This window comes from Epibacterium sp. HA2-3, from assembly GCF_055693725.2.
In genome coordinates, this window is record NZ_CM172490.1 from 2,677,406 (window position 1) to 2,702,216 (window position 24,811).

Below are 24,811 nucleotides of genomic sequence, written 5' to 3' on the forward strand. Positions count from 1 at the left end.
TATGCCCATTACCGCCGTTGTCTTTGATATTGGTCGCGTTCTCATTGAGTGGGAACCGGAGCGCTTTTTTGACCGTTTGATCGGGGAGCCGCGCCGGCATGCGCTGTTTCAGGAGGTCGATCTGCATGGGGCGAACCTCGATGTGGACCGCGGCCACCCCTTTCGCGAAACGATTTATGGGCTGGCGGACAAACACCTCGACTGGGCCGCGGAGATCCGCCATTGGCACGACAGTTGGATCGAGATGGCCAGCCCCGAGATCCCGCATTCCGTGCGCCTGTTGCGCGCGCTCAAGGCCAAGGGCGTGCCGGTCTATGCGCTGACGAATTTTGGCGCGGAGACCTTTGTGATCGCACAGACCCATTATCCGTTCCTGCGCGAGTTCGATCAGGCGTTTGTGTCGGCGCATCTGCGGTGCATCAAACCGGATGCGGAGATCTATGCGCATCTGGAAGCGGGCACCGGGCGACGCCCCGACGAGCTGCTGTTCACCGATGACCGCCCTGAAAACGTCACCGCTGCTGCCGTGCGCGGCTGGCACACCCATCTGTTCGATCGCCCCGAGACCTGGGCGGCACGGTTGGTCAAGGAGGGGCTGCTAACTCAAGAGGAGGCACAATGAGCCTGACGCAAATCGGCTTTGACGAGGGAGAGGCGCTGCTGGAATGGGTGGCGCTGACGGATGCGCTGGCTGAGGGGCACAGGCGCCCAAAGGCCGAGGTGGGCGATACGTTTCTCTATCGGGGCAAGGATACGCTGTTGTCGCGCTCGGCCTGGATCGACGGGCTTGGGATCGCGGTCAAGACGGCGATGATCTTTCCCGACAACCCGACCCGCGAGGTGCCGATGATAAACGGCGCGGTGAGCCTCTTTGATGATGCCACCGGCCAGCCCGAGGCGCTGGTGGATTTTCACCTCGTCACAAAATGGAAAACCGCCGGAGACAGTCTCTTGGGCGCGTGCAGGCTGGCCAACCCCAAGGCCAAGGAAATCCTGATCGTAGGGGCGGGCACTGTCGCGGCGAGCCTGATCGAAGCCTTTTCAGCCGTCTGGGGCGACGCGCAGATCCGCGTCTGGAACCGCACCATTGCAAAGGCCGAGATGCTGGCGACAGCCTATCCCGGCGTCGCGGTGGCACCGGATCTGGAACAGGCGGTGACGGCTGCGGATATTATCCTCACCTCGACCATGTCGACCGAACCGGTGATCCAAGGCGCCTGGCTGCGGCCGGGGCAGCATCTCAACATGATTGGTGCCTATCGGCCCGACATGCGCGAGGCGGACGATCTGGCCTTGAGCCGCGCCCGGATCTATTGCGACAGCTTTGACACCACGCTCGACCACATCGGCGAGTTCAAGATCCCGCTTGCGTCGGGGGCATTGCAGCGGGCGGATGTGCTGGCGGATTTCTACGCGCTGGATCGGTTTGAGCGGTTTGACCCCGAGGCCATCACGCTCTTCAAGAACGGCGGCGGGGCGCATCTGGACCTGATGACCAGTCGTCACGTTCTGGATCTGTGGACGCAGCAGACATGATTTGGTTCCTCAGCGCAGTGCTCTGTCTGGGGGCGCTGCTGTTTTTGCCCGCCCTTCAGGAGACCCTGCGTCGGCCGCTTACCGAGTCGATGCGCCGCGACGCACCGGGTAAGTTTGCGGAGCTATCCCAGGGGCAGACGCATTATCGCTGGATCGGTCCCTTGCGCGGGCCGGTGGTGGTTTGCGTGCATGGCATCACCACCCCTTCCGAGAGTTTTTTGCCGCTGGCGCAGGAACTGGCCGAGATGGGCTATCGGGTGCTTCTTTATGATCTCTATGGGCGGGGCTATTCCGACTATGTGCCGGGGCTTCAGGATCGGGCGTTTCTGCTGCAACAGCTTGATGACCTGCTGGCCTATGAAGGGATTGTCGAGGACTTCGTCCTGGTGGGCCATTCTGCGGGCGGGGCCATTGCCACCGCCTTTGCGGCGGCAAATATCTGGCGGGTGCGCAGTCTGATCCTTGTCACCACCGTCGGGCTGCACAAGCCGCGCACCCCCATGGCAGAGTTTCGAAGGCACGCCCATGGCATTCAGGACCTGATCCTGCGCTGGAGCTATCCGATCGTTGCCAGACGCTATGTCAAAGGCGTGTTTTCCGACCCCCGCACCCCCGACGCCGTGCGACAGGCGCAGCAGGCACAACTGAGCCGGCGCGGCTATATGCCGTCAAACCTCGCCGCGATCCGCGGTATTCTGCGCAATGATTTTGCCGAGGAGCAAAAGCTCTTTAACCGTCAGGGTCTGCCGGTTCTGGCGATCTGGGCGCGCGATGACGTGATTATCCCACCGCAGACCAGCGGCCGTCTGGCAGAACTGAACCGATCTGCCAAACAGGAGGTGGTCGAGGATGCAGGCCACGAGGTGGTCTACACCCATGCCGGGGACGTGGCTCGCCTGATCGCGGAGAACCAGCGCCGCGGGCTCTGAGATCAGGCCGCAGCCGCCTGCAACGGACGCTCGCGCACCGGCAGATGCACAATCGCGCTGAAGGCTCCGACGCCCACACCGATCCACCAGACCATCGTGTAGTCGCCATAGATGTCATACATCCGCCCACCGAGCCACACGCCGAGGAACCCGCCGATCTGGTGGCTCAGGAACACGATCCCGTATAGCGTCCCCATGTAGCGCAGCCCGTAGATATGCGCGACCAGCCCGGAAGTAAGCGGCACGGTCGCGAGCCAGAGCGAGCCCATCGCAACCGAAAAGAGGATCACCGACAAAGGCGTGATCGGCAGCAGGATAAAGGCCCCAGCCACGATGGTCCGCGCGGTGTAGATCCCCGCCAGCAGATATTTCTTGGAGTAATGCTTGCCCGCCCAGCCCGCGAGCAGCGTGCCTGCCACATTCGCCAGACCGATGAGCGAAATCGACACCGCACCCAGCGCCGAGGTCGTCGTGATCCCCATCCCATGCAGCACGCCGCCGGGCATGATCGGCCCGCACATCTCGGTCACAAAGGCCGGAAAATGCGCCGTCACAAAGGCCAGCTGATAGCCACAGCTGAAAAACCCGAGGAATATCAGCGTGTAGGACGGGTCGCGGAAGGCTTTTTTGAGGATCGCGCCCATGCTTTCCTCAAGCTCCGCCTTGCCCGCAGAGACCGGCGCGCGCATCAGGGGCAGCGACAGGATCAGCGCCAGCACCACGCCGGCAAAGACCAGGAACACCGACTGCCAGGACATCAGCCCAAGCATATATTCCGCCGTCGGCGCGCCGAAGATCTGCCCCGCAGAGCCTGCCGCGGTGACAATCGCCAGCGACATGGACCGGTTCTCGTCCGAGCTCGCCCGGCCGACCACCGCAAGCACAACGCCAAAGCCCGTGCCCGCAACGCCAAAGCCCACCAGCCACTCATAGGCCTGCATCTCGAAGGGGGTGGTGGCGCCGGCACTCAGCACAAGCCCCGCCGCATAGACCACGGCCCCGATGATGATCGCCTTGCGGTCTCCGATCTTCTCGGCAATGGCGCCAAAGATCGGCTGCCCGATCCCCCAGGCGAGGTTCTGGATCGCGATGGCGAGGGAGAACTCGCTCCGGAGCCAGCCAAAATCATCGGCGATCGGGATCTGGAACACCCCAAAGGAGGCGCGCACGGCAAAGCTCACCATGATGATCAGGCAGCCCACCAGAAGGACGGGGGTAAACAGAGGGGTGGATCGGTCCATGGCGCTTCTCCGCAAGAGTTGCCTGTCAGTGTCACCAACCTGCCCCATGCGTCAATTCAGGAGTTTTGAGGCGATGCATTAGGAAAATTGAACAATCGGGTTCAGCCAAGGGCCATGCCACGCTTTCCTTTGCAAAATCATCCGGCTATGGCTGGGGGCATGACACATATGACCGACCTCTATCAGGCCCGCGTCGACGCCGGGCAGATCCAGCCGGATCCCGCGCAGCAAGCGGTGTTGCCGGAGTTTGACCGGATTGCGGATGGCCTGCGCGCAGAGCCTGTAAAACGGGGCCTGTTTCGCAAGGCCGTGCGCCCGGAGGTCAAGGGACTCTATCTCTGGGGCGGTGTCGGGCGCGGCAAGTCGATGCTGATGGATCTCTTTGTCGAGAGCCTTGATGACATCCCCAGCCGCCGGGTGCATTTTCATGCCTTCATGCAAGAGATCCACGCCAAGATGCATCTCGCGCGTGAAGCGGGCACCGAGGACGCTTTGGCGCCGGTGGTGGCGGATGTGGTGGCCTCGGTGCGGCTGTTGGCCTTTGACGAGATGCAGATCACCGATATCACCGATGCGATGATCGTCGGCCGCCTGTTTGAGGCGCTCTTTGAGGCGGGTGTGGTGGTGGTGACCACCTCGAACCGGGTGCCGGACGATCTTTATAAAAACGGGCTCAATCGGCAGCTGTTCTTGCCGTTCATCGACCTCATCAAAGACAAGATGCAAGTGCATGAGATGGTCAGCCCCAAAGACTACCGACAGGACCGTCTGACCGGGTCGCGGGTCTATTTCACGCCCCTCAACGCTGAGGTGCGCGCCGAGATGGACGCGATCTGGCGCGATCTTACCGGCGGTGCGGCAGAACCACTGGTGCTGATGGTGAAGGGACGCGAAGTCACCCTGCCTGCCTATCGCAACGGGGTAGGACGGGTGACCTTTTATGATCTCTGCGGCACCATGCTGGGGCCGGGCGATTATCTGGCGGTGGCCGATGCGGTCAAGGTGCTGGTGCTCGAGAACATCCCCGCGCTGGGGCGCAACAACTTCAACGAGGCCAAGCGCTTTATGACATTGATCGACGCCCTCTATGAGGCACGCGTGCGATTGATCTGTTCGGCCGCGGCAGAGCCGGAGTTCCTCTATATGGAGGGCGACGGGGCCTTTGAATTCGAGCGCACCGCCTCGCGCCTGCGGGAGATGCAGGACAAGGACTGGGGTCAGCCCAAGGCCTGAGCCATGCTCATCTGAGAGGTATTGTAACCTCAAATGAGCACAAACAGGGCCTAATCAGAGAGTTTTCTTGCATCATGCGGGGCGCCCCCTACAAAGGTAATGTTCGTATGAACAGGGGAGCGTGCGGATGAATGCCACCGACCTGAGCGAGAGACAGCGCGATATTCTGCGGCTGCTGGAGCAGAGCGGCTTTGCCACCATCGAGGATCTGGCGGGGCGTTTTGGCGTCACCACACAGACCATCCGCCGCGATGTCAACGACCTGCGCGACCGGGCACTGCTGATGCGGGTGCATCGGGGCGTCAGGCCGCATGAGGGCGCGCGGCCCTATGCCTCGCGCGCCGTGGAGCAACAGCGTGAGAAGGCCGCATTGGCGCGCGAGGTGCTGCGGCTCATTCCGGCGGGGGCGTCGGTGTCGATCGGTCTTGGCAGCACCCCGGCAGAGGTGGCGCGGCTTTTGGCCCATGCAGGCGGGCGTGACGTCATCACCAACAATCTGGTTGCGGCAAGCCATCTGTGGGACGCCGAGGACATCACCCTATCGATCTGCGGCGGCGCCGTGCGCGATCGCAGTGTCTCGGGCAGTGCGGCGGCAGAGTTCTTTGCCGCCTACCGCGTGGATTTTGCGATCTTTGGCGTGGCGGGTGTGGATGACGACGGCGCGCTTTTGGATTTTCGCACCGAAGAGGCACGCGCGCGGGCCGCGATGCAAACCCACGCACGGCAGTCGGTTCTGGTGCTCGATCAGGTCAAGTTCCAGCGCCGCGCGCCGGCGCGGGGCGGCTGGCTCCACGATCCCGATTATGTCATCACAAATGCGCCGCCCCCAAAAGCCCTCGCTGCTGGGCTCAGCGCGGGGGCCTTGGTGCTGGCATAGGAGACGCGCTAGCCATTCTCGCGCAGGATATTGCCAGCCAGATAGAGCGAGCCGCAGATCAGCACGCGGCTGTCTGGGTCGCGCGCCAGAATGGCGGTGAGCGCCTCGGCAACAGAGCCCGCAGTGGTCGCAGGAAGGTCCACGGAACTGGCCGCCGCTTTGGTTTCCTCGGCCGAGAGGGTTGCCGCCTCGCCCGGGATCGACACCGCCGTGAGGCTCTGGGCCTCGGCGGCGAGCGGGCGCAGATAGCCGGTCACATCCTTGGTGTTGAGCATGCCGCAAATGAGATGCGTCGGGCGCTTGGGCAGTTTGGCCAGCACATCGGCAAGGGCAATGCCTGCGGCGGCGTTGTGACCGCCATCAAGCCACAGTTCCGCCGCGCCTGCGATTTCCACCAGCGGGCCGGTTTTGAGGCGCTGCATACGGGCGGGCCACTCGGCACCCGTAACAGCCGCCTCGCAGGCGGCCTCATCCGCGCCAAGGTGGCGCAGCACCGCAAGGGCGGCGCCGGCGTTCTGGATCTGATGCGCGCCCAGCAGAGCCGGGAGCGGCAGGTCCAGCAGGCCACGCTCGTCCTGATAGACGAGACGGCCGCGCTCCTCGGAGACATGCCAGTGCTGGCCATAGGCGATCAGGGGGGCGCCCAGGCGCATCGCGGTGTCCTCGATGAGCTCCATCGCCTCTTCGGCCTGGGGGCCGACCACCACGGGCACGCCGCGTTTGATGATCCCGGCCTTCTCGCCTGCGATCTTGGCCAGCGTATTGCCGAGGAATTGCTCGTGATCGATCGAGACCGGAGTGATTACAGAGACCTCGGGCGTGATGACATTGGTGGCATCCAGACGCCCGCCAAGACCGACCTCGAGGAGGGTGTAGTCGGCGGGTGTGCGTGAAAACGCCAGCAGCCCCGCGACGGTTGTGATCTCGAAATAGGTGATGCTTGCGTCGCCATTGGCGCTGTAGCACTCATCCAGCACCTCCGTGAGATGCGCCTCTGAGATCAGATCGCCCGCCAGACGGATGCGTTCATGAAAGCGCGCCAGATGCGGTGAGGTATAGGCATGAACGGATTTGCCCCAGCCCTCAAGCCCGGCGCGGATCATCGCCTGGGTGGAGCCTTTGCCGTTGGTGCCCGCGATATGGATCACCGGGGGCAGCTTGTCCTGCGGGTTGTCGAGCGCCGCCAGAAGACGCCAGACCCGATCCAGCGTCAGGTCGATGATCTTGGGGTGCAGCGCCATCATGCGGGCGAGAATGGCATCGGAGGTCTGTTCGGTCATGGCGGCCTGAACCTGTCTGATCACGGAGCGACACGGGGCCACATGCGATAGGGCCGCGCCCGTCCCGTCGGGGTGAAAGCGAAGCGCCCGCCCCGTTTAGGGCGGGACGGGCGCTGCCCGACCTTGGGTCAGGCAAGAGTGATTATGCGAGGTTTCAGACGCTCTTGTCTGCGCCCGATGCGTCCTCCGCAGGCGCTTTTTCGTCTTTTTGCGGGGCTTCGAGCTGTGCCTCGGGCGCCGGGGCCGGCAGATCGCCATGCACCTGCGGGGGCAGCTTCATCATCATACGAATGATGGTGATGAGCTCCTCGCGCAGCTTGGTGCGCGGTGTCACCCGATCAAGCATGCCGTGATCCAGGAGATATTCGGCACGCTGAAAGCCCTCGGGCAGCTTTTCGCGGATGGTCTGCTCGATCACGCGGGGACCGGCAAAACAAATGAGCGCGTTGGGTTCGGAAATATGCACATCGCCCAGCATCGCATAAGACGCGGTCACACCGCCGGTGGTGGGGTGGGTCAGCACGACGATATAGGGCAGGCCCGCTTCCTTGAGCATCTCGACCGCGACGGTGGTGCGCGGCATCTGCATCAGCGACAGGATTCCTTCTTGCATGCGCGCGCCGCCTGCAGCGGAAAAGAGCACAAGCGGGCGGCCGAGTTTCACGGCCTCTTCGGCGGCGGCGATGATGGCGTTGCCGACATACATGCCCATGGAGCCCGCCATGAAGGAGAAGTCCTGCGCGGCGGCCACGATGGGCGTGCGGCCGATTTCGCCGGTGGCGACCAGCATCGCCTCTTTTTCGCCGGTGGTTTTCTGCGCCGCCTTCAGGCGATCGGGATAGCGTTTCTGGTCGCGGAACTTAAGCGGATCGACAACCGGTTCCGGCACCTTCACCTCGGCAAAGACACCGCCATCAAACAACGCCTTGAAACGGTCGCGCGGCGTGATGTGCATGTGGTGGCCGCAGTTGGTGCAGACGTTCTGATTGTCGCTCAACTCGCGGTGAAACAGCATGGTGCCGCATTCGTCACATTTCTTCCACAGGTTCTCGGGCACCTCGCGGCGCGAGAAGATCGAGTTGATCGTGGGGCGGACGTAGTTGGTGATCCAGTTCATCAAATGGCCTCTGCCTGATTGGCGTTGCGTCCCCAGATAAGGTGACTTTCAGTCAATTGCAATCAGGCCCTGATCGCAAGCCGTGCCGCAAGCCATGTGACCAGCATCACCATGAGATCCACCCAGAGCCACGGACGCAGCGCCAAGGGGTCATCCATCGCATAGGGATGCAGGTAGAGCGCAAGCCCACTGAGATTCGAGGGCGAAGCCACAAACAGAAGCGCCCAGACGTTGTTGACGAAATGCACAGCAATCGCGGGGCCCAGGCTGCCTGCACGGGCGGTGAGATCGGCCATCAGCATTCCATAGAGCGTGGCCCCCGCCACGATGAGCCAGGCGTTCTCGCCCGCGGCTTCCGGCATGTAGTGGCCCATGCCAAACAGGAGCGACGGCAGCACAAGCCAGACCAGCGGGCTGCTGAAGCGCGCGGCGAGACCCTGCTGGAGGTAGCCGCGAAACAGGATTTCCTCGGCGCTGACCTGAATGAGCACCAAGACAAGCGACACCGGCAGAAGCGCCAGCCAGGGTCCAAACGCCAGATTCGGCTCGAGCGGCGCGCCCATGTCATAGGGCGGCAGCAGCATCAGCACGACCAGAAGGATCACGAGCATACGCAGAACCCGGGCCCCCTGCGGGATTACCAGGGCCCGCGGCCCCAAAAGCCCGCCCAGACTGCGGCCATGGAGCATCTGCAGCACCAGCCCCACGGCGATGATCATAAAGATGAAATGCCCCAGCAGGATCGCCATGCCGGCGGGGTCGCTGCCGCCCGCTAGATCGGCCTCGCCGGTGAGGGCCAGCACGCCGGGCAGCAGGACCAGATCAGAGATCAGCCCAAGCCCGAACCACGTCAGCACCACCAGAACCATGCCCAGCGCCAGCCGCCAGACCTCGGCTGTGGGGCGGGCCTGATGCAGCAGGATCTCGTGAGGGCGATAGCAGCGCATGGGCGGTCCTTCTTTGCTCAGAGGTCTACGCGCCTTTGGCCGTCGAGGCCAGTGGGCAGAACATCTGCGGCCAATCGGCGGTCACCCGGCGCCCAGCGGGCGGTCATTGGGCGGTCAAGGCTCGGCGCTGCCCTGAGCTGAGCGGGCGTCCTGCAACGCGACCGCCGCGCTCGAGAGATGGCCAGAGACGGTCTGCAACAGGTGCAGCGCCACGGTGATGTCGCTCTCGATTACGGTGCGGAACTCCTCGGCCCCGATACGCAGAAAGACGCAATCCTCCACCGCAAACAGATCGAGCTGGCGCGGCGCGGCGGTAATCACAGCCAGATCCCCGATCAGCCGTCCGGGCGCGATCATATCGAGCGCGCTGCCATCCTCGGGGAATTGCAGCTCCGCCTGCCCCGAAAGACACAGATAGACCGCATCCCCCGCCTCGCCCGCGCGAAACACCGCCGCGCCGGTCGGCACGCGCACCCAAGAGGCCGAAAACGCCAGAAGACGGCGATGGCGGGCATCCAGACGGGCAAAGAGATCCGCCGACCCGATCTCGGACAGCTTGCGGTCAAAATCATCCTCAGCCTCTTCGGGCGCGTCCAGAAGCGCGGTCGCCACGCCGCTTTGCCCGTCGATCCGCCCGTCCCGGAGCGTGAGGTGAAGATCATAGCGCGAGGGGTGTTCAAAATGATCCTCGAGGTGGATCATGGTGGTCTTGGGCAAGAGAGCCTGCAGCCGGTTGCGGGTTTTCAGCCGGTTGTCCGAGTCGTGGCTCGCCAGCACATGATCGAGGATCAGGATGTCCGGCCGCTTGATCGCCGCGCGGGTGAAGGCGGCGCGTTCGCGGAACACCGGCTCCAGCAGCGCACCGCCAAGCCCGGTGGGCAGATCGTAGATCATCAGCGCCAACCGTGCTTTCAGGTCGTTGTCGGCCATCACATCGGCCACAACGTCCTCGACCGCTTGGGCCTTGCCGCCCGCATGGATCGAGATCCGGCCAAAGAGCGCGTTCTCCAGCACCGTGAGCTTGCGGGCATATTCCCCGGCCCGCAGACGCCGGTAGACACCGCCGCAATCGGCGAGCAACAGATCGCCGCGACGGTTGCGGATTCCAAGGATGCGCAGCTTGTAATCGCGCGGCAGGCCCGCCCCGAGCTGCTCTTCGGTGAGCAGGAACGGCAGGGTACACAAAAGCGCCCGGTCGGTGCCGTCCAGCACCCGGTTCTCGCGATAGCGGTCGGCGGCTTTGACGATCCGCGCATAGAGCTCCTCGTCGAGGTTCAGGCGGCGAAACAACGGGTGCGAGGTCTGGCCGCGTCCAAAGGTACGTTGCAACGTGTCTATCAGCGCGAGGCTGATGTCGCGGGTCTGGGACTCCAGCCCTTCGGCGCGCAAGACCCGTTGGAAGGGGCCATCAGGATCGGTAAAGAGCGTTGGGGGCACTGGCTCCACCGGGAAGGCGAACATCATGTTTTCTGCCAGTGGCAGGGCTGGATTATAGAGATCGGGCAGAAAACGATAGACCACATCGCGCAGGCCCTGCGCCTCCAGTCGTTCGGCAATGCGTGGGCGCAGCGCGGTGATCTGCGCCTCAAGCGCGCGGTGGCGATCCTGCAGACGCGCATGCAGCGTGCGGTGAAAGAGCTGGCCGTCGATGCCCATCGCCTCGACGAGTTGGAACCACCAGTCCCGCAGATCATGTTCCGAACGCAGCCCGGCAAGATCGGGGTTGACCCAATCCGCATTCACCGGATCGCCACTATTGCCCGCCTTGAGCGCCTCGGCCCGTTGCAAGAGCTGCCGTTCTGCCGCGGTGGCGCGAGGCTGGTTGCGCAGCGGCATCAAGACATTATCGCCAAGCGTGCCGTCAAAGAGATAGGGCGCGTTGAACGCATAGCCGATGCGGCTGGCAATGACGCCCTGATGCAGTTCCGCGAGCGGATGGCCCGCCACGATCACCTCGCCGCGCGTGGGCAGCACCTCGCGGGTCAAAAGCTGCGCCAGGGCCTGACGTTCGGCGGCAGAACTGCTTTGGATCGCGACCTGGGCCCCAGCGGGAATGGTGAGCGTCAGGCCATCAAGCACCGGCTTGCCCTCTGCATCGCGCACGGTCACGTCGCGCAGCTCGATGTCACCGCGCAGATGTGGCACCTTTTGCGGCACCCCCTCAAAAAGCGCCGGGTCGATCATGCCGGGAGGCGAGAATTTCTCAGTCATGATCTGCCAGCGCAGGGACATATCCTGCACCTGGTTGTAATAGGTCAGCAGCTCTTTCCACGGCGCCGAGAGGTCCTTGTAAGCCGCAAGCGCAGCCACCAAGGCCCCCACGGTGATCTCACCGCGCAGCGCCAGCACGCCCCCCACCGAATAAAAGAAAAACGGGGTCAGATGGCCGATCAGGTTGTTGAGGAACTTCATGAAGAACTTTTTCATGTAGATCCGGCGGCGGATTTCAAAGAGCCGCCCGAGGCGATCGGAGACCTGCGCCAGCCGGTAGCGCCAGCCACCATTGCTGCGCAAATCCTGCAGCCCGGCGGCCGTTTCACCGATCTCGGCCGAGAGCGCGCGCACCTCGGCGATGCGGTCCTTGTTCAACAGGTTGATCTGGCGCTGCAGCATCGGAATGAGCCAGGCCTGGAGCGGAATGAGCGCCACCGACGCGAGCCCGAACCAGACGCTCTGGATGAACAGGAAGGACACAATCGTGAGCATCTGCCCGGCCTGGAACACCGGCTGCGCCACCGCATCGCCCATCAGACCGCCCATCGGTTCTGATTCGGAGGTAATGAGCGAGACCATCTCGCCCTGGCTGGTGGTGCGGAAATGGCTGGTGGGAAAGCGCATCATCCGCGCGATCATCTGGTAGCGCAGGCGGCGCAGGAGACGCTCGGAAAGGATGCCCTTGAGCGTGTTGAGCCGCATCTTCATCATTCCCGACGCCAGCACCGCACCCAGAAACGCAAAGCAGAGCACCAGAAGATACTGCTGCGCGCTCAGCCGCCAGCCCCAGAGGTCGATCCAGGCGCTCGGCGCGCCGATGGCATCGTTGATGATCCGCTTGGGCAGCTCCAAGGTCGCGTAAAGAAAGGGAAACGTCATCAGGGTCAGCAGCAGGAGGCCAAACTGCTGCCGTTTCGAATAGCGCCAGATAAAGGAAAACAGGCTCGGCTCCACCGCCCTTGTCCTCAGTCGGAGTGCGGAGGTTGCACGGGGGCGAACAAACCACACAGGTTACAATCATAGGCGCTGGCCGCCCTGCAAGTGGCCCGCGACCGGCCGGGTCGATCACCTTCCCCCGCGCCCAGGCACCACAGCCTGCGAAGCGCTGGGACGTAAGCGTGAACCTGCCACAGTTCAAGGCGCGCGCGTTCATTCTTTGTTAGGCCTTGTTCCAACAGATGGCTGCGTCTACACATTTTGAGGTCGGAAATTTGGGGCCTACTGAGGTGCCAAGAACACAGGCGACACAAGCACGGGCGACACAAGTACAGTCAACACAAGCACAAGCAACCGGTGGACGAGAGCAGAGAGTGAACCAGACGCTAATCGACATATTGGGCGCAAGCCGCGCCCTGCTCCAGAAAGCGTTGCGCCTGCCACGGCTCGGCCTGCTTCTGTTGGTGACGCTGGCGCTGGCAGGCTGCATGGAGGGCAACCGTCTTGCCTTTGCCCCGCCGGGTGAGTCCGTATCGCGCCCCGTGGACAGTCGCGGGCGATCCCTCACGGCGGTGTTTGGCGACGGGCAGCTGATCTTGGCTGCGCCGAGCGGGTTCTGCTTTGATGCCGAAATGGAACAACACACTGGCAGCGGCGGCTTTGCGCTTCTGGCGCGCTGCGAAAAGATGGGCACCTTTGGCCGGTTGCGTGGCAAGGACGGCGCCATGCTCACCGCAACCGTAGGGGCCGTCAGCGCCGATACGCCCGCGCCCTCCACAGAGGCGCTGCGCTCGGCCTTCACCGAAGCACGCAGCGCCGCCCGCGTGCTGGAGACCCGCGGCGACGGGGATATCCCGCTCATCAAGCTCCATATGGCAAGCCACTCGGCCAAGGGGGCAAGCGGCACCCATTGGCGCGGCGCCTTCCTTGTGCATGGGCATCTGGTCTCAGTGGCGCTCTATGCACCTGAGGGCAGCGGGTATCTCGGCGAGCGCGGCGCGCGGCTGATCCGCGAATTTGTGCAGGCAACTCGCAACGCCACATTGCTTGCTGAAACCGCCGCCCCAACCGAGACAGCGCCCCAGCGCACGCTCCGACCGCAAGACCGCTCTGGTGCGGTTCTGGCGCAAGCCGCCGCTGCGCCGCAGGAGTGATCCATCGGGAAGCTTTGCCAAAGTATCCAGCCGCGCGACGTGCCGCGGCGACCTGATGGCCGTGCCCACAGAACACAGGCCTGGGCGTGCATGGATTTCACCGTGCGAGACGCTCAGAAACACCTTTGTCCCCGCTCGCTAATTCGTTAATATGAGAGGCAAATCCCGGCAGAACAGGCCGGGACACGCGCGCGAATGCGCTACCTGAGGGCAGGATGGGAAAACTACTGGAACGAGTGCTGAACACGGGCGCCTTGCGGCGCTGGCGCAGAGCTGCACGGGCGGCCCCCTCGACGCCACTGGCACGCTTGCGCCAACAGCGCAATGATGCCCGTAAGCTGCGGATGCATCTCGATCAGCTGATCCATACCGCCGACAACCGTCTGGCGCTGCCAAAGATCGACTCGTCATATTTCCCGCGCCCGCATGGTACCGACTGGTCCTGGCGGCCCGAGCTCTGGCGCGGCCCATTGCCGGTGGCCGGTGTGTCCTCGGTGCCGAGCAAGACCCGGCTTGGCCATGAGATCCAGATGTTTCACGACTGCGCCATCTCCGAGCTGACCCTGCGCCAACTGCGCAACACGCGCGAGGAGGATCTGGCGCCCTACGGGTTGCGGATGGATGTGTTCAAGTTCGACGGCTCGTTCCTGTCGCTGGTGATCGACCTGCCTGCCGAAGCCACGCAGGGGCTCACCCGGCAGCATCTGGTGCGGCTGGACTGCATTGCCGAGAGCGAAAAGCCGATCGAAATCTTCGCCCGTCTCAATATCAAACACGGCCCCAACACCGAGCAGTTGGTGCGGGAGCTGCCGCCGGGCGAGAAAACCTTCTCGGTGGAATATGACCTGGCCTATTCGCGGCTCAACGAAAAGCGCATCGAGAAGGCCTGGATCGATCTGATCTTTGAAGCGCCAGACATGAACCAGGTGGTGCTGCGGGATCTGACCTTTGCGCGTTTTCTGCGCGCCAACCTCTGACCGCGCGCTGCGCAATCGCCAATGGGAGAGCCCAGATGAGTGCCATGACGCTCCAGAAGATCCGTTTTCGCTCCGGCCTCTGGGAAGGTCGGATTGAGACTGCGCCGCGTGCCGATGCGCGCCCACAGATTGTCGTGCGCTACCTCGATCGCGAAGTGGAAGGGGTCACCCTGGAGGCGGCCGAGGCGCCGGGAAGCTGGGCGCTGACGATCCCGGTGCCCAGCGAGGCCATCGGCGACGGGGTGCAGAGCTTTGTGATCATCGACGCCGAGACGGACACGAAGATCGGCGATTTCACCCTGATTGCGGGTGAGCCACTGGCGGATGATCTGCGCGCAGAGGTGGAACTGCTGCGTGCAGAGCTCGACATGCTGAAGCGCGCCTTTCGCCGCCACTGCCTCGAAACCACCTGAGCGCCAAGGCGCCACAGGCGGCCTCTCGTCCGGTTCTGCCGGGTACGTCCGCAGGTATGCCCTGTCGGCAGGCCCGCCAGCCGGTGCTGCCGCTGATCCCTTTCGCCTTTTTATGAGGGTTTGCGGGCCCGGACGGGCCCGCCGAGGGGCGCGCGGGTCAGACCGCACCCGGCGGTTGGATCCCCTTGTGCTGCTTCAATGGCAGAAAGCTCATCCAGTGACCGCGCTGAGGTCGCGTTCAATTTCAATAAGCCTCTGTTTGCGCCAGAGCCCACCGCCATATCCGGTCAATGCCCCATCCGCGCCAAGAACCCGGTGGCAGGGGATCATCACCGCGATCTGGTTGGCCCCGTTGGCCCGCGCCACCGCGCGGCTTGATCCCGGTCGCCCAAGGCTCTGCGCCAAGGCGCCGTAGCTGCGGGTCTGCCCCACCGGGATCTCTCTGAGCGCACGCCAGACTTCTGCCTCAAAGGCCGTGCCGTGATAGGCCAGCGGCGTGTCGAACCGCGCTGCCCGCCCCGCAAAATAGGCCCCCAACTCCTCTGCCGCCTGATCCACCACCTCGGGCCGGCCAAAGCCGATGCCGCCGGGCTGGCGTTTTTGCAGCTTTGCCACTTCGCGCGGCAAAGCCTTGCGGTCTGCAAACTCCAACAGATGCAGCTTGTGCTGGCAGGCCACCGCCACCATCGCGCCCAGCGGGGTCTCGATCCAATCCGCCAAAAGCTGCGCATCCTTGCGAAACTGCCCTGGCGCAATCCCGACCAATCGGGCAAAGGCCGCGCGAAAAGCGCTGGGGCTTTCAAAACCGGCCTCAAGCTGCGCCGAGATCACGGGCTGCCCGGCACTGAGCGTGGTGAACCCCTCGCGCAGGCGGCGTTGCCGCGCCATTTCCAGAAAGGTCATGCCAAACTGACGCTTGAACGCCCGGCGGATGGTAGAAGGGTCTGCGCCCATGGCCACCAGATCCTCCTCGCGCCAGCGATAGGAGGGCCGTGCCTCCAGCGCCTCCAGCAGGCGGCGCACCAGCGGATCATTCCCCGCCGCCGCATTCAGGGGGTGACAACGCTTGCAGGCGCGAAACCCAGCCTCGATGCAGGCACCGGGAGTGGCAAAAAACTGGCAATTCTCATACTTCGGCTTGCGCGCGGGGCAGGTCAGGCGACAAAAGATCCCGGTCGAGGACACGCCCACATAGGCGCGCCCGTCATAGCTTGCATCCCGCGCCACCAGCGCGTCGTAAAGGGTTTTTGAATCGGGCAGGTCAAACATCATCATGGCGCAACTCTAACACCCGCCTTTGGTTGCTGCCGCCTGAATTCGGGCGTCTATTCAATTTCAAAGCAGGGACAAGGGTGTCGATACATCCAAACAGGGGTGTGCAGGAGGGTTCACAGCGCGACGCACTCGCGTAAACGCCTGACAAAACATCATAAAGTGGAGAACATGGCGAGCCGTGGAGGACTCGAACCCCCGACCTGAGAATTAGAAGTTCCCTGCTCTAATCCAGCTGAGCTAACGGCCCGTCATAGGGAGCGTGTATCAGACAAATCTTTTGCTATGTCAACGCAGAGGCCGGACGGATCTTGGGCTCAGTCAATGGGGTGATGACAGGCGACCGCGACGCGATCGGACTGGGGCTCGAGCGTCGGGGCGGTGCTTTTGCAAAGGTCGCTTGCAAAGGCACAGCGCGCCGCAAAGGCGCAGCCTTTGGGCGGGTTCAGAGGATCCGGCAATTCGGTCTCTTTGGCCTCGGGCGCGGCCAGAGCGCGGCCTACCACCGGGGCGCTTTGAGCCAGAAGTCGCGTGTAGGGGTGTCGGGGCACGGCAAACACCTCATTGGCGGGACCAACCTCCACCACGGAGCCAAAATAGAGCACCGCGACACGGTCGCTCACCGCCTCCACCACCGCGAGATCGTGGCTGATGAAAATATAGGTCAAGCCGAAGGTCCGCTTCAGATCCGCCAAGAGGTTCAGCACCTGCGCCTGCACCGAAACATCCAGCGCCGAGACAGGTTCATCAAGGATCAGGATGCGCGCATCCGCTGCGAGAGCTCGGGCAATGCCGATCCGTTGGGCCTGACCACCGGAGAATTCATGCGGGTAGCGGTCGAGAAACTCTTCGCGCAGATTTACCGCGGCAAAGATCTCGGCAATGCGCGCTGCGCGCGCCTTGGCATCCATACCGTGCAGATGCCGCAGGGGCGCGTCCATCACCTGACGGATGGTTTTGCGCGGGTTGAGGCTGCTGATCGGGTCCTGAAACACATATTGGATCTTCTGCCCAAAGGTGGCCGGGTCCGCATTATCAAGCGGTGCGCCTTCGATCTCGATCTGGCCGGTTGTCGGCGGCAGCAAGCCCACCAGCATCCGCGCCAATGTGGATTTGCCACACCCCGACTCCCCCACGATGCCGAGGGTTTCGCCCTGTTCCACCGTCAGCGAGAGCGGCTGCACCGCCTTGACGCCCGCCTTGGCTCCGCCGAACAGGCGTTTGCCCACCGGGAAGGTCTTGCTGAGATTGGTGAGTTTCAGTGCCGCGCTCATGCCGTGGCCTCCTGCACTGGAATTTCAGGGTCTATACAGCGGATCTTGCGCCCCGCACCAAACCCATCGAGCGCAATGTCCCCGCTGCGGCAGGCTTTGGCGGCCTTGGGGCAGCGATCCGCAAAGGCGCACCCCGCGGGCAGTTTGTCCACCACAGGCGGTAGACCGGGAATGGCCGCAAGCTCGCGTCTGCCCTGGCCCAGTTCCGGCACGCAGGCCATCAGCCGCGCGGTATAGGGGTGAGCAGGCGCATTGAGAATGGCATCGGTGGGGCCTTCCTCGACAATGCGGCCCGCATACGTCACCGCCACCCGATCACAGAGCTGCGCCACCACGCCAAAATCATGGGTGATGAAGATGATCGCCAAGCCCCGCTCGCGCCGCAAGTCATCCAGGAGCGCAAGGATCTGCGCCTGCACCGTCACATCCAGCGCGGTTGTGGGCTCATCCGCGATGATAACTTCCGGGTCGTTGGCCAGCGCCATGGCGATGCCGACCCGCTGGCGCATACCGCCCGACATCTCATGCGGGTAATTGTCCACGCGCGCCTCGGCATTGGGGATGCGCACGGATTTCAAAAGCTCAATCGCGCGGGCACGCGCCTCGGAGGTGCTGGTGCGATGATGGCTCTGGATCGCCTCGATGAGCTGCGCGCCAACCGTATAGAGCGGGTGCAGCGTCGCCAGAGGATCCTGAAAGATATAGGCCACGCGGTCGCCACGCAGACGGCGCAGGGTCTCATAGGGGGCGCCGATCAGATCCTCACCCTTGTAATGCACTGCACCGCCGGTGATGACACCGGGGGGCGAGGCCACCAGCCCCATGATCGACAGCGCCGTCACGGATTTCCCGGAGCCACTTTCACCAATGATCCCAAGGCATTCGCCCGGCCTTACCGAGAGATCCACACCGCCCACGGCCTTGTAGATGCGATCCTTGACGTGGAACTGGGTTTGCAGGTTGCAGAGGCTCAGGATACCGTCGCCTTCTGGCTGCGGTACGGGGTCTGTGCGGCGCACCATGGTGGTCGGCATCGGGCGGCTGAGCGCGCCGGATTTCAGGCGCGGATCAAGCGCGTCGCGCACGCCGTCGCCCAGAAGATTGATCGCCATCACGATCACGAGGATCATCGCACCGGGCACCACGGAGGTATGCGGATTGGTAATCAGCGCCGAGCGCGCCTCGCCCAGCATGGAGCCCAGATCCGCCTGCGGCGGTTGCGAACCAAGGCCAAGGAAACTGAGACCTGCCGTCTCGAGGATCATCCAGCCGACAGTGGTGGACATGGCGATCACGATCACCGGGATTACGTTTGGCACCACCTCGGTGATGATGATGCGCGCATTCGACATCCCGCAGAGCCGCGCCGCATCAATAAATTCCTTATGCGCAATACCAACGGTGACACCGCGAATGTTGCGCGCGAAGAAGGGGATATTGACGGCGGCCACAGCGATCAGCGCATTCATCAGCCCCGGACCAAGTGCTGCGACAATCGCCAACGCCAGGAGGATATAGGGAAAGCCCATCAGCATATCGACGCCGCGCATGATCACATTGTCCACGCGCCCGCCATAAAACCCGGCGATCACGCCGATAGCCGCCCCGATGGTGGCCGCCGCCACCGCCGCCGCAAAGCCCACCGCCAGCGACAGCCGCGTGCCCCACATCAGGCGGCTGGCGAGATCCCGACCAAGGTGGTCAGTGCCCAGCAAGGCCCCCTCGCTAAAGGATTTCTTGAACCGCTCTGCCGTATTGGTCACATCCGGGTCGGGCAGCGGCAAAATGGGTGTCAGCACCGCCAGCAGCACAACCACCGACATCACGATGAGCCCCGCCAGCGCGAGGCGGTTGCGAGACAAAAGACGCAGGAAACTCATGCCTTGATCCTCGGGTCCAGAAGGCTTTGGGCGACATCAACGGCAATGTTGAACAGCACATAGCAGGCAGCCACAAAGACCACACCGCCCTGCACCAACAGGATGTCACGTTTGAGGATGGCATCGACCAGCATCCGCCCGACGCCGGGCCACTGGAACACCATCTCGATATAGACCGCGCCCGAGAGCACAAACCCGGCCTGAATCCCGAGCACCGGGATGATCGACACCATCGCTGCGCGCAGACCATGGCGCCAGATCACGCTGCGTTCATGCACGCCTTTGGCGCGCGCTGTGCGGATGAAATCCTGTCGTAGGACCTCCAGCATGGCGGACCGAGACAAGCGCGCGATGACGCCGGTGGCCACCACCGCCAGCGCAATGGCGGGAAGTGTCAGATGGCTGACAAGTGCCGAGAGATCCCGCGCGCCGTAGATCGGCCACATGCCGGAGACCGGGAACCAGCGCAGGTTCACTGCAAAGATCAGGATCATCATCATGCCGAGGAAAAACGACGGAATCGAAATGCCCAGAAGCACTGCAAAGGTGATCGCCTTATCCGCCAGCCCGTACTGGCGCGCCGCCGAGACCACACCTGCCGCAACGCCAAGAATCGAACAGATCACAAAGGATGTGCCCGCCAGCACCAGCGTTGCATTGAACCGCTCCAGCACCTCGTCGAGCACCGCACGATTGAGCGAGAAACTGCGGCCAAAATCGCCCTGCAACATATTGCCGAGCCAGATAAAGTACCGCTGCACCAAAGGCTTATCGAGACCGAGATCGCGATTGAGCTTCTCCACATTCTCGGGCGTCGCATAGGACCCAAGGATCGCCGTGGCCGGGTCGCCCGGGATCATCGCCATGATCAGAAACACGATGACCGAGATCCCCAAGAGGACCGGCACCGCCGAAATAAGCCGTTTCAAAATATAGCCAGTCATGGCGCGCCTTCCTGCTCTACCGACATGGGTGGAGTGGGGTTTCAGTCAAACGGGAGCGCGCGCCCCGCCGGGGCGCGCGCGGGTCGGATCGGGCAAAGCCCGATCCGAAACCTCTCATCAGTTCTTGGTCACATCATCGAGCAGCAGGAAGAACGAGGGCTGCAGCGCAAAATCCTCCACCCGATCCGAGGTCACCGCGTTCTGCTTCCAGTTGGCGACAAAGACCCAAGGCGCATCTTCCTGCACGATGGTCTGCATCTCCTGATAAAGCTTGGCGCGCTCGTCCTGATCGGTTGCAACGCGGGCCGCTTCCAACAGCTCATCCACCTTCGGGTTGGAATAATAGCCGGAGTTGAAGCCGCCCTTGTCGGGCCAAGCTTCAGTGCGCAGCGCCAGGAAGGGGAGCGTGTCGGGATCGTTGGTCATCCAGGCCATCTCGGCCATGTCGGCCTTGCCCTCCAGCCCCGGATTGACCTCGCCCAGGAAGGTGTTCCACTCGTAGGTTTCGATCTTCACATCCAGCCCCACGGCATTGAGATCGGCCTGAATCGCGGTGCCCATGGCGATAGGATCAAGCATACCAGAGCCGCCCTCGGTCACATAGAACGTCAGCTCCGCCCCTTCTGCACCCGCCTCGGCCAGGAGCTCACGCGCCTTGTCGGGGTCATAGGGATAGGGTTCGAGCGTTTCATTGTAGGCCCAGGCAAAGGCGGGCGGGGTCGGGCCTGCGGCCACCTCCGCCGTGCCCTCAAGCACATCGTTCACAATCGCGGATTTGTTGATCGCGTAGTTCGCCGCTTGGCGGACGCGCTTGTCGGCAAAGGGGCCTTCCTTGGCGTTGAGGATCAGGAACCAGACGTGCGGGCCGGCTTGTTCATGCACGGTGAAGGCATCGCCCTGAAACTCCGACAGTGCCACCGGCGGCACCTCGACCATCAGATCAATGCCACCTGCCAGCATTTCTGCCGTGCGGGTGTTGGCATCGGTGATCGGGCGAAAGACCACCGCGTCCAGCTCTGCCGCGCCATCCCAGTAGTCGGGATTTTTCTCGACCACCACGGCCTCATTGGAGCGCCACTCGGCAAATTTGAATGCGCCGGTGCCGGAGGGGTTGCGGCCGAACTCCGCGCCATGGGTCTTGACCGCCTCGGGCGATACAATCAGGCCCGTGGGATATGCGAGGTTCGACAGGAACGGCGCATAGGGCGCGTTCAGCTTGAATTTTACCGTCAGATCATCGACCGCCTCGACGCTCTCCACGGCAGAAAAGAAGAAGGCCAGCGGGAAGGGGCCGGTGTTGTGATAGGGGTGATCCTCGTTGAGCATACGCTCAAAGTTGAACACCACCGCCTCGGCATCAAAGGCGCTGCCGTCATGAAACGACACCCCTTCGCGCAGCGTGAATGTATATTCGGTGCCATCCTCGGAGATGCTCCAGTCGGTCGCCAGCGCGGGTTCGACCTCGAGCGTGCCGTCCTTGTAGCGCACCAGACCGTCATAGACGTTCATCAGGATGCGGAAGTCATTTACCGCCGTCACTGCCGCCGGGTCCAGCGCTTTTGGCTCTGCGATCTGGCCCACGATCAGCACGCCGGGCGGTGTCTGCGCTGCGGCAGGCGCCACGCCCATCGCCACCCCCGCCATTGCCGTCGTCGCAAGCATCGCAGCCATCGCGCCACGCCGCGTCATCTCTAGAAGTTTCATATCGCATCCTCTCTGTTGAGATTTATTTTTCATGATTAATTGTATCCACGCAAATTTTCATGATAAATACAAGTCCAAACCTGCAAGACCCCCGCCCGGAGACCGCGATGACCTTTTCAATCCTGATGTATGACCGAGAAACAGGCTGTTATGCGGCCGCAGCGGCGACCGGCAGCCTCTGTGTCGGGGGCTGGGTTTTGCGGGGAGACATCGAATCAGGGCTGGTGGCATCGCAAGGAACCGCCCCCAGCACATTCTGGCGCGATGACGTGCTGCGGCGAATGTATGACGGCGCGCTCGCCCATGCGGCTGTGGATCAGGTGACCGGGGGGGATGCCGGACGGGGGCATCGGCAGCTTCTTGCGCTGGACTGCAACGGCGGGACGGCTGGCTTCACCGGGGCGCAGAGCGTGGGTTATGCGGATCATATCGCCGAGCAGGATCTGGCAATTGCAGGCAATATGCTCGCAGGGCGACAGGTTTTGACCGCGATGAGAGAGACCGCACGAGGCGAATTCGCCACGCCCTCGGACCGGATGCTGGCAGTCTTGGACGCGGCGGCGGCAGCAGGTGGGGACGCGCGGGGACTGCTATCGGCGGCGCTCCTCGTGCTTTCGCCCGACCGTCCGCCGCTCGATCTGCGCATCGACCATAGCGACGATCCGCTGCCTGCCCTGCGCGCCCTCTGTTTGCGAGCGCATCGCGCGCCGTATTACGATTGGCTGACAGAGGTCCCCGTGCTGAAAGACCGGCACCGGGCCGTTCTACCCGACGCCAGTTGACGCCTCCTAGCGCTGTTCGCCAATGAATCGGCGCGCCAGTTGCGCCTCTTGCGAGCGCATCTGCTCCTCTGCGCCCTGCATATGCGAGGCCATGATCCGGCGCGCCGCTGCCGCATCCCCATCGCGCAGAGCTTGCACCAGTTGCATCTGGTGCGCCCGTCCTCGCCGCCAGAGCTCCAGGTTGGGGGGATCGTAGAGCTTGCGATAGATGGTCATATCCGTAAGCACCCGCGCCATGAAGGAAATCACAAACCCCAACAGCGCATTGCCCGAAAACTCCGCCAGCCGGGCGTGGAATTCGAGCGACGCGATATGCTGCTCCTTCTCTTCCTCGGCGGATTGCGCTGGCTCCGGATAGCGTGCGGCGAGGGATTCCATTTCCCCAAGCTGCGCCTCATCCAGTTGGCCTGCGAGGCTTGCCGCCAGTTCCGGCTCCAGCGCGCGGCGCATCTGATAGATGTCCGCAATCGAAAGATTCTGAAAATAGAAGTAATTCGCCAGAAGCGAGCGCGCCCGCTCGGCCGAGACCTTGTCGACAAAGCTGCCGCCCCCCGGTCCGGTGCGGGTGATGATGAGACCCTGCGCTTCGAGGATGCGCATGGCCTCGCGCACGGTCCCCTTGGAGACGCCGAATTGCGCGATCATCTCCGTCTCGTTGGGGAGCTTGTCCCCCTGCTGGAGATCGCGTTCGACCACCCAGGTCTTGATTTCTTCGGCGACCCGCACCGGGCGGGAGCGTTTGGGCTGTTCGGGCGTTCTGCTCTTGTTACTCATCACCTGCCGCTCTTTTATCATGATAAAAACATAGACGGGAAAGCGGCAGGGGTATAGACCCCTATTCATCATGATAAATTAAGGGGATAGACGATGGATTGGGGACAGGAAGCCCAGCAACGCCTGGCGAAGATTGCGGCCTGCAGCGCAGCCGGACCCGGTGTGACCCGCCTGCCCTATACGCCCGAACATTCCGCAGCACTGGAACAGATCAGCGACTGGATGCGGCGCGCCGGGCTCCACCCACAGCTTGATGCGGCCGCGACCCTGGTGGGGCGCAGCAGTGCGCCCTCCAACGAAGCCGCCGTTCTGCTCGGGTCGCATCAGGACAGCGTGATCGAAGGCGGGCGCTATGATGGCATCATGGGGGTTGTGATCGGCTGTCTGGCGCTTGAACGGCTGGCATCCGAAGGCACGCGACTCCCCTTTCCGGTCGAGGTACTGGCCTTTGCCGACGAGGAGGGCGTGCGCTTTCCCACCGCTCTTGTTGGCTCCCGCGCCCTTGCGGGCCGTTTTGACCCCAGCGTGCTGGACATGCGCGACGGCGAGGGCGTGACGCTCCGCACCGCGCTTTCGGAGTTTGGGGGCAGACCCGATAAAATCGCCTCTGAAGCCCGCAACAAGAACGCGGTGCGCGCCTATCTGGAGCTTCACATCGAGCAAGGTCCGATGCTGGAGCAGGACAACGCAGCGGTTGGGATCGTCACTGGCATCTGCGGTATCGAGCGCAACAGCGTTTCATTTGTCGGGGAGACCGGCCATGCGGGCACCGTCCCGATGCAGGGGCGGCGCGATGCGCTGGTGGCCGCGTCCGAGTTCGTGGTGAAAATCCATGATGCCGCACGAAACATCGATGGGCTGCGCGCCACCATTGGCACGCTGGCGCTGAAACCGGCAGCCGTGAACGCCATCCCGCGCGAGGCGGCGCTGACGCTTGAGATCCGGGCGCTTTCGGATGCGGCGCGACAGGAATTTGCCGGTGCCGCGCAGGTCATCGGCACCGAAATCGCTGCCAAACGGGATGTGAGCTTTGACATGGCAAAGACCTACGAGCAACTCGCCGTGCCCTGCGCATCGGGGTTGATCGACACGCTGGAGCTGGCCGCCCGCGCTGCCGGACATCGCGCGCCCCTGCTGCCCTCGGGGGCGACGCATGATGCCTCAGCGATGGCGGATCTATGTGACATTTCAATGCTGTTCCTGCGCTGTAAAGACGGGCTCAGTCACCGCCCGGAGGAATATGCCTCTGCCGAGGACATGGCGGCAGCGATTGATGTCACCTGCGCTTTCCTGCGCCGCCTAGCCGCGGAATAGGGCGCAGAACCAA

At 63.3% G+C, this 24,811-nt stretch carries 21 protein-coding genes and 1 tRNA gene; 10 read left to right on the forward strand and 12 right to left on the reverse strand.

The window, feature by feature from the left end; translation table 11 throughout:
- Nucleotide 1 precedes the first annotated feature (1 nt).
- Genes ACZ1HH_RS12595 through ACZ1HH_RS12605 form a run of 3 tightly spaced genes read left to right on the forward strand, consistent with a single transcriptional unit; the run spans nt 2 to nt 2,465 of the window.
- Nucleotides 2-622 (forward strand): HAD family hydrolase, encoded by a 621-nt coding sequence (locus tag ACZ1HH_RS12595; protein WP_472636787.1) that lies wholly within the window; start codon nt 2-4, stop codon nt 620-622.
- The gene (locus ACZ1HH_RS12600; protein WP_472636788.1) at nt 619-1,536 is read left to right on the forward strand and encodes an ornithine cyclodeaminase family protein; all 918 of its coding nucleotides are present in this window, start codon (nt 619-621) and stop codon (nt 1,534-1,536) included. The genes ACZ1HH_RS12595 and ACZ1HH_RS12600 overlap by 4 nt, the downstream gene beginning before the upstream one ends.
- Nucleotides 1,533-2,465 carry an alpha/beta fold hydrolase gene (locus ACZ1HH_RS12605; RefSeq protein WP_487320298.1) on the forward strand — a complete coding sequence of 311 codons (933 nt, stop codon included), beginning with the start codon at nt 1,533-1,535 and terminating at the stop codon, nt 2,463-2,465. Before ACZ1HH_RS12600 ends, ACZ1HH_RS12605 begins: the two co-directional genes overlap by 4 nt.
- 2 nt (nt 2,466-2,467) lie before the next feature.
- Here the strand turns inward: ACZ1HH_RS12605 and ACZ1HH_RS12610 are convergent, their stop codons facing one another.
- Nucleotides 2,468-3,706, reverse strand: a complete 1,239-nt coding sequence (locus ACZ1HH_RS12610) for an MFS transporter (protein WP_011539986.1) — start codon at nt 3,704-3,706, stop codon at nt 2,468-2,470.
- 159 nt (nt 3,707-3,865) lie between these two features.
- Here ACZ1HH_RS12610 and zapE point away from each other — a divergent pair, with 159 nt between their 5' ends.
- Both zapE and ACZ1HH_RS12620 read left to right on the forward strand, forming a co-directional pair.
- The gene (gene zapE, locus ACZ1HH_RS12615) at nt 3,866-4,939 is read left to right on the forward strand and encodes a cell division protein ZapE (protein ID WP_472636790.1); all 1,074 of its coding nucleotides are present in this window, start codon (nt 3,866-3,868) and stop codon (nt 4,937-4,939) included.
- Between the two features lie 127 nt (nt 4,940-5,066).
- A complete protein-coding gene (locus ACZ1HH_RS12620) occupies nt 5,067-5,816 on the forward strand; it encodes a DeoR/GlpR family DNA-binding transcription regulator (RefSeq protein WP_472636791.1) in 750 nt (249 codons plus the stop codon).
- Between the two features lie 8 nt (nt 5,817-5,824).
- Here the strand turns inward: ACZ1HH_RS12620 and ACZ1HH_RS12625 are convergent, their stop codons facing one another.
- The 4 genes from ACZ1HH_RS12625 to ACZ1HH_RS12640 all read right to left on the reverse strand — a co-directional run bounded on the left by ACZ1HH_RS12625 (nt 5,825) and on the right by ACZ1HH_RS12640 (nt 12,328).
- Nucleotides 5,825-7,096, reverse strand: coding sequence for a bifunctional folylpolyglutamate synthase/dihydrofolate synthase (locus ACZ1HH_RS12625; protein ID WP_472636792.1), 1,272 nt, complete (start codon nt 7,094-7,096; stop codon nt 5,825-5,827).
- Between the two features lie 154 nt (nt 7,097-7,250).
- Complete coding sequence (gene accD / locus ACZ1HH_RS12630) at nt 7,251-8,213, reverse strand: acetyl-CoA carboxylase, carboxyltransferase subunit beta (protein WP_472636793.1); 963 nt, start codon at nt 8,211-8,213, stop codon at nt 7,251-7,253.
- 62 nt (nt 8,214-8,275) lie between these two features.
- Nucleotides 8,276-9,160, reverse strand: coding sequence for a CPBP family intramembrane glutamic endopeptidase (locus tag ACZ1HH_RS12635; RefSeq protein WP_011539991.1), 885 nt, complete (start codon nt 9,158-9,160; stop codon nt 8,276-8,278).
- 114 nt (nt 9,161-9,274) lie between these two features.
- Nucleotides 9,275-12,328, reverse strand: coding sequence for an ABC transporter transmembrane domain-containing protein (locus ACZ1HH_RS12640; RefSeq protein WP_472636794.1), 3,054 nt, complete (start codon nt 12,326-12,328; stop codon nt 9,275-9,277).
- Between the two features lie 356 nt (nt 12,329-12,684).
- Here ACZ1HH_RS12640 and ACZ1HH_RS12645 point away from each other — a divergent pair, with 356 nt between their 5' ends.
- The 3 genes from ACZ1HH_RS12645 to ACZ1HH_RS12655 all read left to right on the forward strand — a co-directional run bounded on the left by ACZ1HH_RS12645 (nt 12,685) and on the right by ACZ1HH_RS12655 (nt 14,854).
- Complete coding sequence (locus ACZ1HH_RS12645; protein ID WP_472636795.1) at nt 12,685-13,464, forward strand: hypothetical protein; 780 nt, start codon at nt 12,685-12,687, stop codon at nt 13,462-13,464.
- Nucleotides 13,465-13,679: 215 nt separating this feature from the next.
- Entirely contained in the window at nt 13,680-14,441 is a 762-nt protein-coding gene (locus ACZ1HH_RS12650) for a DUF6478 family protein (RefSeq protein ID WP_011539994.1), read from the forward strand.
- Between the two features lie 35 nt (nt 14,442-14,476).
- The gene (locus ACZ1HH_RS12655; protein WP_472636796.1) at nt 14,477-14,854 is read left to right on the forward strand and encodes a hypothetical protein; all 378 of its coding nucleotides are present in this window, start codon (nt 14,477-14,479) and stop codon (nt 14,852-14,854) included.
- Nucleotides 14,855-15,064: 210 nt separating this feature from the next.
- Here ACZ1HH_RS12655 and ACZ1HH_RS12660 read toward each other — a convergent pair whose 3' ends face one another.
- The 6 genes from ACZ1HH_RS12660 to ACZ1HH_RS12685 all read right to left on the reverse strand — a co-directional run bounded on the left by ACZ1HH_RS12660 (nt 15,065) and on the right by ACZ1HH_RS12685 (nt 21,928).
- A complete protein-coding gene (locus ACZ1HH_RS12660; RefSeq protein ID WP_472637328.1) occupies nt 15,065-16,126 on the reverse strand; it encodes a bifunctional transcriptional activator/DNA repair enzyme AdaA in 1,062 nt (353 codons plus the stop codon).
- Nucleotides 16,127-16,298: 172 nt separating this feature from the next.
- Nucleotides 16,299-16,376, reverse strand: a tRNA-Arg gene (locus tag ACZ1HH_RS12665).
- Nucleotides 16,377-16,443: 67 nt separating this feature from the next.
- Nucleotides 16,444-17,400, reverse strand: coding sequence for an oligopeptide/dipeptide ABC transporter ATP-binding protein (locus tag ACZ1HH_RS12670; RefSeq protein ID WP_472636797.1), 957 nt, complete (start codon nt 17,398-17,400; stop codon nt 16,444-16,446).
- Complete coding sequence (locus ACZ1HH_RS12675) at nt 17,397-19,280, reverse strand: dipeptide/oligopeptide/nickel ABC transporter permease/ATP-binding protein (RefSeq protein ID WP_472636798.1); 1,884 nt, start codon at nt 19,278-19,280, stop codon at nt 17,397-17,399. Before ACZ1HH_RS12675 ends, ACZ1HH_RS12670 begins: the two co-directional genes overlap by 4 nt.
- Nucleotides 19,277-20,224 (reverse strand): ABC transporter permease, encoded by a 948-nt coding sequence (locus ACZ1HH_RS12680; protein WP_011539999.1) that lies wholly within the window; start codon nt 20,222-20,224, stop codon nt 19,277-19,279. Before ACZ1HH_RS12680 ends, ACZ1HH_RS12675 begins: the two co-directional genes overlap by 4 nt.
- Before the next feature lie 117 nt (nt 20,225-20,341).
- Nucleotides 20,342-21,928: an ABC transporter substrate-binding protein gene (locus ACZ1HH_RS12685; RefSeq protein WP_472636799.1), complete on the reverse strand. Its 1,587-nt coding sequence runs from the start codon at nt 21,926-21,928 to the stop codon at nt 20,342-20,344.
- Between the two features lie 107 nt (nt 21,929-22,035).
- On the opposite strand from ACZ1HH_RS12685, the gene ACZ1HH_RS12690 reads away from it, so the two are divergent.
- Complete coding sequence (locus ACZ1HH_RS12690; protein ID WP_472636800.1) at nt 22,036-22,710, forward strand: DUF1028 domain-containing protein; 675 nt, start codon at nt 22,036-22,038, stop codon at nt 22,708-22,710.
- Nucleotides 22,711-22,716: 6 nt separating this feature from the next.
- On the opposite strand, the gene ACZ1HH_RS12695 is transcribed toward ACZ1HH_RS12690, so the two are convergent.
- Nucleotides 22,717-23,484, reverse strand: a complete 768-nt coding sequence (locus ACZ1HH_RS12695; protein ID WP_254658842.1) for a FadR/GntR family transcriptional regulator — start codon at nt 23,482-23,484, stop codon at nt 22,717-22,719.
- A 93-nt stretch (nt 23,485-23,577) separates the two neighbouring features.
- On the opposite strand from ACZ1HH_RS12695, the gene ACZ1HH_RS12700 reads away from it, so the two are divergent.
- Nucleotides 23,578-24,798 carry a Zn-dependent hydrolase gene (locus tag ACZ1HH_RS12700; RefSeq protein WP_472636801.1) on the forward strand — a complete coding sequence of 407 codons (1,221 nt, stop codon included), beginning with the start codon at nt 23,578-23,580 and terminating at the stop codon, nt 24,796-24,798.
- Nucleotides 24,799-24,811: the final 13 nt, after the last annotated feature.

What these genes read in the sequence shown, in the direction of transcription:
- ACZ1HH_RS12690 (WP_472636800.1), top strand. Translation starts at nt 22,036, where the DNA reads ATGACCTTTTCAATCCTGATGTATGACCGAGAAACAGGCTGTTATGCG.
- ACZ1HH_RS12685 (WP_472636799.1), bottom strand. Translation starts at nt 21,928, where the DNA reads ATGAAACTTCTAGAGATGACGCGGCGTGGCGCGATGGCTGCGATGCTT.
- ACZ1HH_RS12620 (WP_472636791.1), top strand. Translation starts at nt 5,067, where the DNA reads ATGAATGCCACCGACCTGAGCGAGAGACAGCGCGATATTCTGCGGCTG.
- ACZ1HH_RS12680 (WP_011539999.1), bottom strand. Translation starts at nt 20,224, where the DNA reads ATGACTGGCTATATTTTGAAACGGCTTATTTCGGCGGTGCCGGTCCTC.
- ACZ1HH_RS12600 (WP_472636788.1), top strand. Translation starts at nt 619, where the DNA reads ATGAGCCTGACGCAAATCGGCTTTGACGAGGGAGAGGCGCTGCTGGAA.
- ACZ1HH_RS12625 (WP_472636792.1), bottom strand. Translation starts at nt 7,096, where the DNA reads ATGACCGAACAGACCTCCGATGCCATTCTCGCCCGCATGATGGCGCTG.
- accD (WP_472636793.1), bottom strand. Translation starts at nt 8,213, where the DNA reads ATGAACTGGATCACCAACTACGTCCGCCCCACGATCAACTCGATCTTC.
- ACZ1HH_RS12675 (WP_472636798.1), bottom strand. Translation starts at nt 19,280, where the DNA reads ATGAGTTTCCTGCGTCTTTTGTCTCGCAACCGCCTCGCGCTGGCGGGG.
- ACZ1HH_RS12650 (WP_011539994.1), top strand. Translation starts at nt 13,680, where the DNA reads ATGGGAAAACTACTGGAACGAGTGCTGAACACGGGCGCCTTGCGGCGC.
- zapE (WP_472636790.1), top strand. Translation starts at nt 3,866, where the DNA reads ATGACACATATGACCGACCTCTATCAGGCCCGCGTCGACGCCGGGCAG.
- ACZ1HH_RS12595 (WP_472636787.1), top strand. Translation starts at nt 2, where the DNA reads ATGCCCATTACCGCCGTTGTCTTTGATATTGGTCGCGTTCTCATTGAG.
- ACZ1HH_RS12635 (WP_011539991.1), bottom strand. Translation starts at nt 9,160, where the DNA reads ATGCGCTGCTATCGCCCTCACGAGATCCTGCTGCATCAGGCCCGCCCC.
- ACZ1HH_RS12655 (WP_472636796.1), top strand. Translation starts at nt 14,477, where the DNA reads ATGAGTGCCATGACGCTCCAGAAGATCCGTTTTCGCTCCGGCCTCTGG.
- ACZ1HH_RS12700 (WP_472636801.1), top strand. Translation starts at nt 23,578, where the DNA reads ATGGATTGGGGACAGGAAGCCCAGCAACGCCTGGCGAAGATTGCGGCC.
- ACZ1HH_RS12660 (WP_472637328.1), bottom strand. Translation starts at nt 16,126, where the DNA reads ATGATGTTTGACCTGCCCGATTCAAAAACCCTTTACGACGCGCTGGTG.
- ACZ1HH_RS12670 (WP_472636797.1), bottom strand. Translation starts at nt 17,400, where the DNA reads ATGAGCGCGGCACTGAAACTCACCAATCTCAGCAAGACCTTCCCGGTG.
- ACZ1HH_RS12610 (WP_011539986.1), bottom strand. Translation starts at nt 3,706, where the DNA reads ATGGACCGATCCACCCCTCTGTTTACCCCCGTCCTTCTGGTGGGCTGC.
- ACZ1HH_RS12605 (WP_487320298.1), top strand. Translation starts at nt 1,533, where the DNA reads ATGATTTGGTTCCTCAGCGCAGTGCTCTGTCTGGGGGCGCTGCTGTTT.
- ACZ1HH_RS12695 (WP_254658842.1), bottom strand. Translation starts at nt 23,484, where the DNA reads ATGAGTAACAAGAGCAGAACGCCCGAACAGCCCAAACGCTCCCGCCCG.